The organism is Priestia megaterium, assembly GCF_023824195.1.
Taxonomy (GTDB): domain Bacteria; phylum Bacillota; class Bacilli; order Bacillales; family Bacillaceae_H; genus Priestia; species Priestia megaterium_D.
Genome location: NZ_CP085442.1, coordinates 1907838 through 1921293, shown reverse-complemented (window position 1 = coordinate 1921293; position 13456 = coordinate 1907838). Strand labels below are relative to the sequence as shown.

Here is a 13456-nt window from a genome sequence, read left to right as displayed (position 1 = left end):
GAAATGGCTGAGTTTCTATTAGCTCTTTACTATAGCGATAAAGCAGTGGGTCTTATCGAAGAAGGCACGCGTGAGTTTAGCTTAAAAGAACCTATCTTTCCATATTCTGAACCAACTACAAAATAAGTGTCTTTTAAGAGAATAAAAAAGGACTGGCTATAAAAAGCCAGTCCTTTTTTATGTTATCAAACGCTTATTTGTTTAAACAAAATTAAAAACTGATATTATTTGGCGGGATGCTGTCGTCTTTGTCATCTGTCTTCAGCTCAGACTCTATGTATGAATCTTTAGAGGATTCTCCCATACGCCAATAAACAACAAAGCTGATGGCGATACATCCTGCTACATAGAAAAAGAAAAGTGATTCATGGCCGATACTTTTCAGCCATAGGGCAATAAATTCTGCAGTACCTCCAAATATGGCAACTGTAAGTCCGTACGGTAACCCAACACCAAGAGCTCGAATTTCTGTTGGGAAAAGCTCAGCTTTTACAATAGCGTTAATCGATGTATAACCTGTTACAATGATAAGTCCAATTGTCATTAATAAAAAAGCCATGACTGGGTTGTGAGCTTGTTTCATAAAAAGAAACAGCGGTACTGTCAGTAATGTTCCTAAAATACCAAAGCTCATTAACAGAGGTCTGCGTCCAATTTTATCCGATAGCATACCTGCTATTGGCTGAATGACAACAAATACAAGCAGCGCACAGAAGTTAATCCAGCTTACAACTCCTTTATCCAGCCCTACACTGTTTACCATAAATTTTTGCAAATACGTTGTATACGTATAAAAAGCGACCGTTCCTCCTAATGTTAAGCCAATAACGGTTAACACTGCTTTAGGATGCTTCATAAGTGCTTTAATAGTCCCTGCATTTTCACGGCTTTCAGAGTCCATTTTAGAAAATTGTTCTGACTCATCCATTGTACGGCGCAACCATAAAACGCTTAGCGCGCCGATTGCTCCAATAACAAAAGGAATACGCCAGCCCCATGAAATCATATCTGCTTCACTAAGAACGTTTTGCAGAATAATTTGAACACCTAATGCCACCAGCTGACCAGCAACAAGCGTCACATACTGAAAGCTTGAATAAAATCCTCTTCGCCCGCTGCTTGCCATTTCAGAAAGGTAAGTTGCAGAAGTTCCGTATTCTCCTCCTAAGGAGATTCCTTGCAGTAAACGCGCTAGTACTAGAATAATAGGAGATAATAACCCTATCGTGCCATAGCTAGGAGTACAAGCGATAATAAAAGAACCGCTCGCCATAATGGTAATAGATAAGGTAAGCGCAGCCCGACGACCATATCGATCCGCATAGCGCCCCATTAATAAACTTCCGATTGGACGCATTAAGAAACCGACAGCAAAGATTGCCGCTGTGTTAAGCAGCTGACTTGTTGGGTCACCTTCCGGGAAGAATTGCGATGAAAAATAGACGGCAAAAGCAGAGTAAACGTACCAATCGTACCATTCAATTAAGTTCCCAACAGATCCTTTGAAAATATTACTCGTAATACGCCTGTTGTTTGCAGCTTCACTGGTATGAGCCATGAGTGATCCCTCTTTTCTTTGATTAGTATCTTCTATACTATTTTGGTAGAGATTTAGCTTATTTTATAATGCCTTTTTCTTTGTAGTACTTTTTGGCACCTGAGTGCAACGGTAAAGGAAGTTGTTCTGCCGCTTTTGCTAACGTTATTTTTTCAGCAGAGCTATTTGTTTGCTCAAGTTCTTCTGCGTTCTCAAACAAAGCTTTTGTCAGTTCATATACTTTTTTTTGAGGCATATCTTTATTGGTAATCAAAAGGTTATTGACCATAACTGTTTTTGTTTCTGTGTTGATATCCTTATACGTATCAGCCGGGATGACCCCAACTCCTAGCGGCGGATATGATTTTTTTAGTTTTTCTGTCACTTCTTCGGGTACTGAAATCAGTTCAATTTCGTTCGTTGAAGCTAACTCTGTAATTCCCGAGTTAGGATATCCAGAAGAAAGAAAAGCTGCATCTGCGGTCCCATTTTTAATTCCTTCAATTCCTTCAGAAAAAGGTAAGAACCGTGCATGAAAATCTTGAGTATTGATGTCCATTTCATTTAGAATTCGCATAGCCAATACCTCTGTACCGCTGCCAAGCGCTCCTACCACCACGTTTTTTCCTTTTAAGTCTTGAAGCGTATGGATTTTAGCCGACTTAAGAGCTACAATTTGCATATAGTTTGGATATAAAGAAGCCACTGCTCTTACATTGGATAAATCTTTCTTATCAATTATGGCTTCTTCTTTTCCCTGAGAACTTGCCAGCATATCTGCCATAGAAAAACCAAGCTCGGCTTTTTTGTGTGCAATTTTACTAATATTTTCTACAGAAGCTTCCGTTGTTTGTACACTGGCTTGGATTCCTAGTTTTTCTCCATAAATTCTGGCTAGAGCATTGCCTAACTGAAAGTAAACACCTGTAGGGCCTCCGGTCAAAATTGTAAGTGGTTTGTCATCAACCTTTTCACTAGTTTTTATGTTAGAGTTAGTGCTGTTTTCTTTTTCATGATGAATAGTTAGTAGATCTCTATTTAAGACCGCAATGATAAATATCAAACAGAAAACGAGCGCCGCCGCTATATATCTTTTCATTTATTCACCTCTATTTTCTTTAATGTGGGCGCTTACAATAATATACTGCAAGTTTCGTGCCAACAAAAAATCACTTAAATGGCAGAGAAACTAACAAGAACCCGGCAAAAAATGCCGGGTAGAAACGGAAATATGTTCCTACTCGGCATTTTTTGCCTCCTTTTGTTGAATTGTGCGATAAAGATGAAGTTTGTTACGGATACTTCGTTCACTGATACCCAGTGCCTGAGCTGTTTTTCTGCGGTTGCCTCCACACTCTTCAAGGACTGACTCGATGATTAGCTGTTCTGCTTCTTTCATCGTGTAGTTAATTGGAATATTAATTAATTTTGTTTCTTCAGTGAAGTTCTCATTCTCATAGCGTGACAAAGAAGTCTCTTGTTCGTGTTGAACAGTTATAGGTAAATCTTTTTCCATAATCGTTCCATCTTTGGTCATAGCAACGGCATATTCAAGAATGTTTCCTAGCTGTCTTATATTTCCGGGGTAATCATACGTTAAAAGCTTTTTATATGCACCTGAAGAAAGCACACAAAGCGGTTTCTCCATTTCTTCTGAGTATTTCTGCAAAAAGTATGGAATAAGAAGCGCTATATCTTCCTTTCGTTCACGTAATGGCGGTAGTGTGATAGGAATGACATTTAAGCGGAAATATAAATCTTCGCGAAAGCCATTTTCCTTTACCATACGATTTAATTCTTTATTAGTGGCACTCACAATACGAACATCTACTTTTCTTGTTTCCGATGAGCCAAGAGGTGTTATTTCTTTTTCTTGTAAAAATCGAAGCATTTTTGCTTGCAAGGACGGAGGCATTTCACCAATTTCATCTAAAAAAAGAGTTCCTCCATCAGCTGCGGCTACTTTCCCGCTTTGATTGCGAGTAGCTCCTGTAAAAGCACCTTTTACAAAACCAAAAAGTTCACTTTCGAGTAAAGTCTCTGGAATAGCCGCACAGTTAACAGAAATAAATGGTCCGTTTGCTCTCTTTCCCTGCCGGTGAATCCCTCGCGCTACTAGTTCTTTTCCAGTGCCGCTTTCCCCAAATATAAGTACGTTCGAATCAATGTCTTTTACTCTATTAATAATCGAAAAAACTTGTTTCATGGCTGCACTTTCACCAATCATTTGATCGTAGCCTTTTATTTTCTCAATCGTTTCACTTAGTTCACGAACTTTATCATGAAGTTCCTGGTGTTCAAGCGTTTTTTCGATTAAGATATGAAGCTCTTCAATATCAAGAGGCTTCGTAATGTAATGATAAGCTCCTCTCTTAATAGCTTCTATAGAAGATTCAATCGTGCCATAAGCTGTCATCATAATAATGGATGTTTGAGGCTGAATATCTTTAATTTCACTCAGCACTTCAAGCCCATTGTATTCGCCCAGGCGCCAATCCAACAAAACAACATGCACAGGCTGACTGCGTAAAAATTGATAAGCTTCCGGTACTTCTGTAAGATTGGTCACTTCATAGTTCGTTTCTAGAGCGAAACGAAGAGATGAACCAATAGCAGGTTCGTCATCGAGTATGAGAACGGTCGGTTTCATATGAATGTCCTCCTTTTTCTTTCGTAACAGGCAAGATAATTGTAAATGTGGTACCATTTCCTTGTTTTGTTTGCATCGTAATTTCTCCGTTATTCTCTTCTATCCATTGATAGCATAGCGATAAACCAAGGCCTACTCCCTGCTTTTTTGTTGTATAGAAAGGTTCCATAATATGCGGTACGTCTTTTTCATCTATGCCTTTTCCTGTATCACTAACATCAATAAAACCTAACCCATTTTCTGTTACAGCTCTGATAGAGAGCTGCTTGCGAGGACTGTTTTCCATCGCGTCCAGCGCATTTAACATAAGATTTAGCATAATTTGTTTGATTTGATCAGGATCACTGTAAAGCTGCATACCTGATTCGATATCAAGGGATAAGTGAACCGCTTTCTTTTTTAACGTAGGACTAATAATAACCGCTACAGAGTTTATAAACGTTTCTACATCAAAAGCTGCTTTCTGAGGGTATTTAGGCCGGGCATAATCTACTAAACTTTCAACAATACGATTCATTCTTCTTAGTGCTTCTGGAACATGCTTAGACAGCTCTTTTCGAAACTCTGGATTTTCATATTTATTTGGCAGCAAATCAATAAATGTTTTTACGGATGTAAGCGGATTGCGAATTTCATGCGCTACGCCTGCTACGAGCTGACCTAGAGCACGCATTTTCTCTTGAGTAGCTAACTTCTTCTCAAGCAATCTTTCTTCAGAACGATCGGCTAGTGTAAGTAAATAACCGTTCATTTTATTTGTATCTTCATAAAGTGGAATCACTCGATACAATACAAAATAGATTTCTCCATTTTGTTTATGCTGAATTTCTTTTGTAAATGGCAATGCCATTTGCGATTGCTTTATCGTTTTATACGTTTTAAAAATTTGCTGGATAAGCGGATGTTTATGAATATGACTAGATTGAAATGTTTCATCCTTTATAAGAAGAATTTCTTTTGCCCGTTGATTGATAGTTGTAAGATTTAGCGATTGATCAAATGTAAGAATTCCATAATACATATGGTTAATAACTTGTGTCTGAAATGCATGAGCCTGTGAAATTGCTTTTTGCTGAACCTGCAGCTTTTGATTCGCATCAGCAAGCGCGGATGTACGCTTTTTCACTTCTTTTTTTAATCGCTTGTTCCAAAGATATATGATAAATAAACTACCTAGTGTTAATACAACTATAACAAGAAGCACGATAATCCAATTACGCAATTCTTTTAAGCGTTCTTCTGAAGAAGAAACAAACCATTTTCTATATAATTCTTGATATGTTCCATCCGCTTGCATATGTGAAATCGAACGGTTAATGACCGATAAAAGTTTTGTATTTTCAGGCCGGGTTGCAACTGCAAACTCTGAAGGTATCCCTACATTATCGAGTATAGTGTACTGTCCCTTTTTCTTTGATTTCTCAAGATAAAACTCCGCAGTCCATTTGTTTGAAAAAAACGCATCGGCCCGATTTAAAAACAGGAGATTGAGCGCATTTTCTGGATTCAAAGCCATCTGAAACTCTATGTTTCTTACATTCATCAGCAGCTCAAAGGAAATTTTGTCTTCTCGCATGGCAACTGTTTTACCTCGTAAATCAGTTAAAGATGTAACCGAAGATTTCAAGGAGTTCGGGATAACTACGGCATCTGCCATCGTAAAATATGGATCGGAAAATTTAAACACTTGATTTTGGTTAGCTGAATACTCCAAGCCCATAATGGCATCAATTTTGCCTTCTTGCAGTGCTTTTGTTGCTTGATAAAGGTCCATTGGAATATATGTGAATTTCACATTTTCTTCTTTCGCTATTTGATTGAGCATATCAATACTAAAACCAGTAAACACTCCTTCATCATTCACGTAAGAAAAAGGCGCAAGATGCTTTTCTCCAGCAATGCGGTATATTTTTTTTTCGTCTGCGTGATTGGCTTTTTCACCGGGTACAGTTTCGGCTTTTACAGAAGGCGGAAGATAAGCTAGAAGTAAGATAATAGATAAAATAAAACAAAGTGGACGGAGTGTAACATGCATAAGATATAGCTGTCTCCTTTTTAAAAACCTTTCGTTAAGTAGATGAAAAATTTCTTTTATTATTATGTATTGCATAAAGTATTCAAATTTTAAGAACTAAAACAAAATGATATTGAAATATTCTGTCAATCATTTTTATAAAGAAAAGCCTCTTTCTAGAGGCTTTTTATTATCGCAAACAAAACATATTTGTCCGGTGATTAATATTCTTTTACGCTCCGCCTTTAGCTTCTTTGATGTTAAGTTGTATGTAACGTAATTTTAACTCTATAAATATAAGGGGCTGCTAAACTTATTATATCATATTTTAACTGCCTTTTATTTGCTTTCGTTATTGGTCATCCTGCTGCTCTCTTTGTCCTGCAATCCAAGCTAAAGACAAAATTGAAATCGTTACTGCGACTGCCGTTAAAAATTCCATATTTATACCTCCATTTTCTTTATAATCACCGTAGTATGCAGTAAACACCTATTCGTTTGTGTTTACTCTACTTGATTTTGCCATACACCGATCTTGATCTATTTCATTTAACTTTAAATTCACACAAAAAGCGTTCCATTCCAAGATATTTTTCACCTAAGCTTGTTATTTGGAAACCAAACTTAGAATAGAAGTTAACTGCCTCTTTATCTGTCTCAGCAAAAATAGAGTGTATATCATGTTTTTTACAAAAAAAGCTAATCATACTGCTTCCTATTCCCTTAACTCTTTCTCTTGGTAAAACACCTATATGTTTTATAACAGCTTCTTTGGAATTAAGAAATTCAACTCCCATACAGCTAACTGTCTCTCCATTGGCTTCAATACTATACAATTTCCGACTTGGCAAACAAGTGTATTTTTTATACTCCTCATTAACCTTCTCTTCTAAAGTTGCATAAGATAAGAGTTTTTTTATTGCCGGATTCACCACAGTTGAAGTGATTTCTTTCATCCTGGCACCGCCTTTCCTCATTATCTTATGAATAATTAGTTTATTTCTTAGGGCCTTTGTGGCTTGCCCTCACATGACAAAGAATAAACTACACGAAGTAATGAATAAGAAGAAGCACGGCTAGAACTGGAGTGGCAGCTAACATAAGGTTTATTGAATTTGTAATTCTCCACTTCTTGTCTGTTTTTGATTCTGTGGCTAGATTAGCTCTCATTCGATCACCGCTTACAGCTGCTCCAGATATGATAAGAGCTAGCCCCGCTAATATAATGAAAGCTGTGAAAAGTACTGTTTCTGAGTTTACGTTAGCTATTGTACATGCTACTAAAAGAATAAAAGATAAAATGAACCCGCCAATAATTGATTTAATCATTTTTGTCTTCCTCCTAGCCTTTTTATAAATTTTTCACATATTAACAATATAATATCATTTTTTCTATATTTTTACTTTTGTTTTTGTTATCCCAACAAGTAAAAAGGCAGTAATTAAAGCAACTAAAAAAGCGAAACGCTTATGTCTAAAAGCGTTTCGCTCAAGGCCGCTAAATTTCAATTATCTTTTGTGATGTCTGCCGAACGTATACGCATTACTTTTGATAGGTCACTTAGTGGTAACTGTATCTGGTGACCTACACGCCCACCGGAAAAATAAATCGTTTCACAATCTTCTGCGGTAGAGTCAATGAAGGTTGTAAACTGCTTTTTCATTCCGATAGGAGAACACCCGCCGTGAACATATCCTGTAAGAGGTAACAGCTCTCTTTGAGGAATCATTTCTAAGGACTTTTCACCAGCCGCTTTTGCCGCTTTCTTTAAATCAAGCTCCTTTTCAACCGGCACCATGAAGACATAATGTTCTTTTGATTTCCCCACGGTCACCAGTGTCTTAAATACTTTAGAAAGGTCTTCTCCAAGCGAAATAGCTACCTGTACCCCACTCAGATTTTTAGTGTCATAAGAATAATAGTTGTACTCAATTTTTTTCTGATCTAAAATTCGCATTACATTCGTTTTATCTGCTTTTTTACCCATAATTATCACCGCTACCATCATAACACGTTTTGTTTTCATATCTCCATATATTAGGATAGGTAGCTTAGCAAGGATTAGTCATATCTTTTATTGTGATACAACCGTTGTTCTCTTTTACCATTAGTTTTCATCTACGAGTTACTGCGAATAATCTTTAACTTCCCCCGACCTTGGATCTACTGAATAGAATCCATAATAAGCCTCATGCTCAGTAGAATCGGCTGTTGCTTCTTGGTATTGATAGACACGTATTGAATAGTTCCCTTCCGGAGTATCCCCATCATATACATAATACATATTATCCATTGATAAACTCAGAAATTCTTTTACACGCTGTTCTGCCTCTTCGTGTGTCAACAGATTTTGTGATTTTCCTGATGGAATTTCTTCTGTGGTTGATTCTTCGCTCTTTTCTTGGTCTTGCTTACCTTCTTCGGCATCCTCTGAAGTCGTATTGTCATCCGTTCTCTCTTCTTGTGACGCTATATCACCTTTTTGATATGTACCTTCGTAGTAAACGCCTATCCCTCCAGCTCTTGAACAATTAGAAATCTCTTTAACTTGGATATAACTCGTATGGTTAGTCATCGTAATCATACAACCGCTTTCTATATCATCCGTTATTTGAGTAGCGACATTTCCTTCAATCTTCGCTGTTCCTTCCACGTCCCCTGCGCTCGCAATCCCCGAACTAACATCTTCTGGGTTATCAAAATGATTCGCGTTTAATTTAAACTTAAACGTGTCGCCTTTTAGATTAGTAATATCTATTCCAGCAGGATCAGTATCAATATTTCTGCTCCATGTGCTACCCCAGTCAACTCGACTAGGTGCTTGTTCAGTTTTATCTGCTACTTTCGTAGAATTTTCTTCCTGTTTATTCCCTTGCTTTGAGGAGTCTTTCTCTTTTTCTGCGACTTTATTTGTTTCTTTATCTGACTCTTTCGTAGCATTGTCTTGAGGCTCTTTCTTCTTGATTGCTTGGTTACTTTCTCCTGTTGTTTCTACATTTTTCTTTGTTGCGCTCTCCTCAATTGCTTGACTGCTTGTAGCAGTTTCCTTTTCATCTAAAAAGCCACACCCGGTTAAGCTGCCTACACATAACAGTAACGAAATCCCCAAAACAAAAGTTTCCTTTTTCATCTAAAAACCCCTTTTTATGTATATTTATAGAACTATATTATCATTAAAATATTCGTTTTTTTACATAAAAATGAATCTATTATGTTAAATAATGACTTTTGTCCACCCTTTAAACCCGCTGTTTTCACACAAAAAAGCCACTAGAGGCACTAGTGACTTTTTTCATTTCTATATATTCGATTGTTCTGCTGCATCAATACGTTTGTTTTCTATATCGCTACAGCTTGTCATCTTAATTATAAAGATGACATTTTACTTTATGCTTGCTGTCAATCACTTTATCTTCAGGTGTTTCTTTCATGCAGCGGTCAAATGCGAACGGGCATCTTTTATGAAACGCACAGCCTGAAGGTGGATTAAGAGGAGAAGGAATTTCACCTTTAACCTCAATTTTTTCGCGTTTTTCATGTTCGTGAATTGCCGGGACAGATGATAAAAGAAGTTTTGTGTAAGGATGACGAGGATTTGAAAAAATCTCATCTGTTGGCCCTTCTTCTACTAATCTTCCTAAATACATCACACCAACGCGGTCTGCAATATGTCTTACGACGCTTAAATCGTGGGAGATAAAAAGATATGAAAGCTTCATTTCTCTTTGCAAACTGCGCAGTAAGTTTAAGATTTGTGCTTGAATGGATACGTCCAGTGCTGAAACCGGCTCATCACAAATGATAAGCTTGGGGTTTAAAATCAATGAACGCGCAATGCCTATGCGCTGGCGCTGACCGCCTGAAAATTCGTGCGGATAGCGGTTGTAATCTTCTTCGTTAAATCCAAGCTTTTTTAATAACTCAATGACAAGTTGCTTTCGTTCGCTTTTTGCGCCTGCATTATGAATTGTTAATGTTTCTTGGATGGAAGCACCAATTTTTTTCCTTGGATTAAGAGAAGTATGCGGATCTTGGAAAATCATTTGTAAATCTTTACGAATTGTTCGTAAGCGTGATGCTTTAGATTCGAAAATACTTTCTCCATTAAACTGTGCTTCTCCGCCCGTTGGTTCTACTAATTTTAAAAGCGTGCGCCCCGCTGTACTTTTCCCGCAGCCAGATTCACCTACTAATCCGTACGTTTCGCCTTCATAAATATCAAAGGATAAATCTTGAACTGCTTTGATTTGGCCTTTCGCTTTTCCTAAGGCAGAACGAACCGGATAATATTTTTGCAGGTTGCGAACTTCAAGCAAGGGCTTCACGCTTTGCTGCTTTGCTTCACTAGACATACGCAACCTCTCCTTCTTGAATTTTTTCATAGTGCCAGCATCGAACGCGATGTGTATCATCGGCATGCTCTAAAACAGGTACTTCTTTATGGCATTTTTCCGTTGCAAATGGGCATCTTGGTGCAAAACGACAGCCGTCTGGCACGTTTGAAAGCGGCGGAACCGTTCCGGGAATGGACGAAAGCTCTTGTGTTCTGTCGCCATCTAAGTGAGGAACCGACTTAATTAGGCCCATTGTATAAGGATGAAGCGGCTTTGAAAACAGCGTTTTAACGTCCGTTTCTTCCATCACTTGTCCTAAATACATCACGGCTACTTTTGTACAAATATTAGCTACAACGCCTAAATCATGGGTGATGAAAAGCACGCCCATGTTGAGCTTATCTTTTAAATCCATCATGAGGTCAAGGATTTGCGCTTGAATGGTTACGTCTAAAGCCGTTGTTGGCTCATCGGCAATAAGAAGCTTTGGCTCACAGGCTAAAGCCATCGCAATCATAATGCGCTGCCTCATCCCACCGGAAATTTCATGCGGATACTCTTTTGCTCGCTGTTCTGGAGACGGAATGCCAGTTAGTCTCAAAAGCTCTACGACTTTCTTTTGCGCTTCTTTTTTAGAGACTTTCTGATGCAGACGAATCACTTCAGCAATTTGTTTTCCAATTGGCATAACGGGATTTAATGACGACATTGGATCTTGGAAAATCATTGAGATTTCGTTTCCTCTTAGCTTCTGAATTTGCTTTGAAGACATGTCTAATAAGTTTTTTCCTTCAAACAAAATCTTGCCATCGTAGCTTGTTAAGTCTTCATCTAATAGCTGAAGAATAGATTCGGACGTTACGCTTTTTCCTGATCCGGATTCACCGACAATGCCTAATACTTCTCCTTTATTTAATTGAAGAGATACATTGTCAACAGCCGTTACTTCTCCGCTATACGTTGTAAAAGTTACTTGTAAGTCTTCTAATTTTAAAAGGGCGTTACTCAACGTTTTTTCCTCCTTTTCTTCAGCATTACGTTTTTCGGATTTAACCAGTCGCGCAGACCGTCACCAAATAAATTAAGGCCAAGTACAATTAAAATGATGAATACACCCGGAAACACGGTCATCCACCACGCGTTGTAAATCGCAAGCTTTCCGTCATACAGCATATTTCCTAAGCTTGGTGTCGGCGCAGGAATTCCGGCTCCTAAAAAGCTTAGCGAAGCCTCTGTTAAAATCGTCACGGCAAACACGTATGTTACTTGAACGATTAAAGGCGATAAGACGTTTGGCGCCATATGAAAACAAATGATTCGAAGTGAGCTTGCTCCTTGAGCTTTTAGCGCTTCAATAAACGTTTTTTCTTTTACAACAAGCGCAGCTGAACGAACAATTCTCGCAATCGAAGGAATAAATACAAGGCTCAGTGCGATAATAACGTTGCTTGTTTTAGGTCCTAAAGCAGACATAATGGCAATTGCTAGTAAAATAGATGGAAAAGCAAACAAGCCGTCACAAATTCTCATTAAAATATAATCAAGAATTTTATAATAAGAAGATAAAAGTCCAACGATTAAACCAAGTACAGTAGCAATAATCGTTACTGCGGCTCCAATCATTAACGATATTCTGACGCCGTACATTGTCCTACTAAATACATCTCGTCCAAAGTTATCCGTTCCAAACCAGTGCGTGCTTGACGGCGGTGCTAATCGATTTGCAGGGTCGATTTGTAAGCTGCCAAAAGGAGAAATGAGCGGAGCAAAAACAGCAATCAAAATAGATAATAAAATAAGTATAGCTCCTCTTACTAGCAAACGATTTGAGAAAAAGCGCGCTACCGCTGGGTTTCTTTTTTTCTTTGCAATTACTGAAATGGTCTCTGTATTTTGTTGTGCGTTCACATTCATCACCCTCCTTTAATCATGATAAGAATTGCGTACACGCGGATCGATCACTGCATACAGCAAATCAACAACTAAATTGATGACCACATAAGCAACCGTAATTAAAAGTACGGCTCCTTGAATAAGCGCGTAATCACGGCGTTCAATTGATGAAACAATCAGCTGACCTAACCCCGGGATGTTAAATAATGATTCTGTTACCGCCGCTCCGGTCACAAGCCCCGCAAATGATTCTCCGATAACTGTTAAAATCGGTAAAAAACTCACGCGCAGCGTATGCTTAAGCATAATTGTGCGTTCATTTAATCCTTTTGCTTTTGCTGTTTTAACAAAGTTCTCAGAAATGGTATCGAGCAAAGATGAACGCGTCATACGCGTAATTAATGCAGCTTGAATCGCTCCAAGCGTAATCATTGGTAAAACTAAGTACTTTAAATACTCAAATAATCCAGTATTTAACGGAACGTATCCTGAAACAGGAAAAATTCGAAGCTGTACCGCAAAAAGCAAAATAAGGAATGAACCGAGAAGAAAGCTAGGAATGGAAATACCTAAAAGGCTGGCTCCCATAATGCTTTCATCACGAATCGTTCCTTTATGTTTAGCTGCATATATACCAAATAGTAAAGCAAACGCCACGCCAAAAATTTGCGCGAGTATAGCTAGAGAAACCGTAGGACCTACATTATCCCAAATTGCCCCGAGCACAGGTTTATTTAAAAAGTAGGAATAGCCAAAATCTCCGTGAAACATGTTAGATAGCCAGATAAAGTATTGATTTACCACAGGCTCATCCAATCCCATTTCTTTGCTCAGTGCTGCAATTTGTTCCGGACTTGCGCCTTGTCCTAAAATGATTGCTGCGGGACTCCCAGGCGTTAAGCGCGTAATTAAGAACACAACAATAGATACAATGAATAAAACAGGAATTAGTGCAAAAAGTCTCTTAAGTGTATAAGCTCCCATCGTAAACTCCTTTCTAAAACAGAGAGCATAAGCCCTCTGTTTA

Annotated in this window: 12 protein-coding genes; all 12 read right to left on the bottom strand. The window is 38.1% G+C overall.

What is annotated here, in order from left to right; genetic code table 11:
* Positions 1-211: 211 nt before the first annotated feature.
* Positions 212-1558, bottom strand: coding sequence for an MFS transporter (locus LIS78_RS09730; protein ID WP_209151500.1), 1347 nt, complete (start codon positions 1556-1558; stop codon positions 212-214).
* Between the two features lie 58 nt (positions 1559-1616).
* Entirely contained in the window at positions 1617-2636 is a 1020-nt protein-coding gene (locus LIS78_RS09725) for a TAXI family TRAP transporter solute-binding subunit (protein ID WP_209151499.1), read from the bottom strand.
* A gap of 138 nt (positions 2637-2774) precedes the next feature.
* Positions 2775-4187 (bottom strand): sigma-54-dependent transcriptional regulator, encoded by a 1413-nt coding sequence (locus LIS78_RS09720; RefSeq protein ID WP_209151498.1) that lies wholly within the window; start codon positions 4185-4187, stop codon positions 2775-2777.
* Entirely contained in the window at positions 4159-6222 is a 2064-nt protein-coding gene (locus LIS78_RS09715) for a transporter substrate-binding domain-containing protein (protein ID WP_209151497.1), read from the bottom strand. Before LIS78_RS09715 ends, LIS78_RS09720 begins: the two co-directional genes overlap by 29 nt.
* Positions 6223-6746: 524 nt before the next feature.
* Positions 6747-7157: a GNAT family N-acetyltransferase gene (locus LIS78_RS09710; protein ID WP_252285055.1), complete on the bottom strand. Its 411-nt coding sequence runs from the start codon at positions 7155-7157 to the stop codon at positions 6747-6749.
* 88 nt (positions 7158-7245) lie between these two features.
* Positions 7246-7530 (bottom strand): DUF5316 family protein, encoded by a 285-nt coding sequence (locus tag LIS78_RS09705; RefSeq protein ID WP_252285054.1) that lies wholly within the window; start codon positions 7528-7530, stop codon positions 7246-7248.
* A gap of 176 nt (positions 7531-7706) precedes the next feature.
* Positions 7707-8189 (bottom strand): Cys-tRNA(Pro) deacylase, encoded by a 483-nt coding sequence (gene ybaK / locus LIS78_RS09700; protein ID WP_252285331.1) that lies wholly within the window; start codon positions 8187-8189, stop codon positions 7707-7709.
* Positions 8190-8327: 138 nt separating this feature from the next.
* Positions 8328-9332: a hypothetical protein gene (locus LIS78_RS09695; RefSeq protein WP_209151495.1), complete on the bottom strand. Its 1005-nt coding sequence runs from the start codon at positions 9330-9332 to the stop codon at positions 8328-8330.
* A gap of 232 nt (positions 9333-9564) precedes the next feature.
* Entirely contained in the window at positions 9565-10554 is a 990-nt protein-coding gene (locus tag LIS78_RS09690) for an ABC transporter ATP-binding protein (protein ID WP_195780423.1), read from the bottom strand.
* A complete protein-coding gene (locus LIS78_RS09685; protein WP_075420261.1) occupies positions 10547-11545 on the bottom strand; it encodes an ABC transporter ATP-binding protein in 999 nt (332 codons plus the stop codon). The genes LIS78_RS09690 and LIS78_RS09685 overlap by 8 nt, the downstream gene beginning before the upstream one ends.
* Entirely contained in the window at positions 11542-12450 is a 909-nt protein-coding gene (locus LIS78_RS09680; RefSeq protein WP_209151724.1) for an ABC transporter permease, read from the bottom strand. The genes LIS78_RS09685 and LIS78_RS09680 overlap by 4 nt, the downstream gene beginning before the upstream one ends.
* Before the next feature lie 9 nt (positions 12451-12459).
* Positions 12460-13413 (bottom strand): ABC transporter permease, encoded by a 954-nt coding sequence (locus LIS78_RS09675; protein ID WP_252285053.1) that lies wholly within the window; start codon positions 13411-13413, stop codon positions 12460-12462.
* Positions 13414-13456 lie beyond the last annotated feature (43 nt).

Bases quoted from the DNA above. Each gene is read 5' to 3' on its own strand.
- LIS78_RS09730 (WP_209151500.1), bottom strand. From the start codon at position 1,558: ATGGCTCATACCAGTGAAGCTGCAAACAACAGGCGTATTACGAGTAAT.
- LIS78_RS09725 (WP_209151499.1), bottom strand. From the start codon at position 2,636: ATGAAAAGATATATAGCGGCGGCGCTCGTTTTCTGTTTGATATTTATC.
- LIS78_RS09720 (WP_209151498.1), bottom strand. From the start codon at position 4,187: ATGAAACCGACCGTTCTCATACTCGATGACGAACCTGCTATTGGTTCA.
- LIS78_RS09715 (WP_209151497.1), bottom strand. From the start codon at position 6,222: ATGCATGTTACACTCCGTCCACTTTGTTTTATTTTATCTATTATCTTA.
- LIS78_RS09710 (WP_252285055.1), bottom strand. From the start codon at position 7,157: ATGAAAGAAATCACTTCAACTGTGGTGAATCCGGCAATAAAAAAACTC.
- LIS78_RS09705 (WP_252285054.1), bottom strand. From the start codon at position 7,530: ATGATTAAATCAATTATTGGCGGGTTCATTTTATCTTTTATTCTTTTA.
- ybaK (WP_252285331.1), bottom strand. From the start codon at position 8,189: ATGGGTAAAAAAGCAGATAAAACGAATGTAATGCGAATTTTAGATCAG.
- LIS78_RS09695 (WP_209151495.1), bottom strand. From the start codon at position 9,332: ATGAAAAAGGAAACTTTTGTTTTGGGGATTTCGTTACTGTTATGTGTA.
- LIS78_RS09690 (WP_195780423.1), bottom strand. From the start codon at position 10,554: ATGTCTAGTGAAGCAAAGCAGCAAAGCGTGAAGCCCTTGCTTGAAGTT.
- LIS78_RS09680 (WP_209151724.1), bottom strand. From the start codon at position 12,450: ATGAATGTGAACGCACAACAAAATACAGAGACCATTTCAGTAATTGCA.
- LIS78_RS09675 (WP_252285053.1), bottom strand. From the start codon at position 13,413: ATGGGAGCTTATACACTTAAGAGACTTTTTGCACTAATTCCTGTTTTA.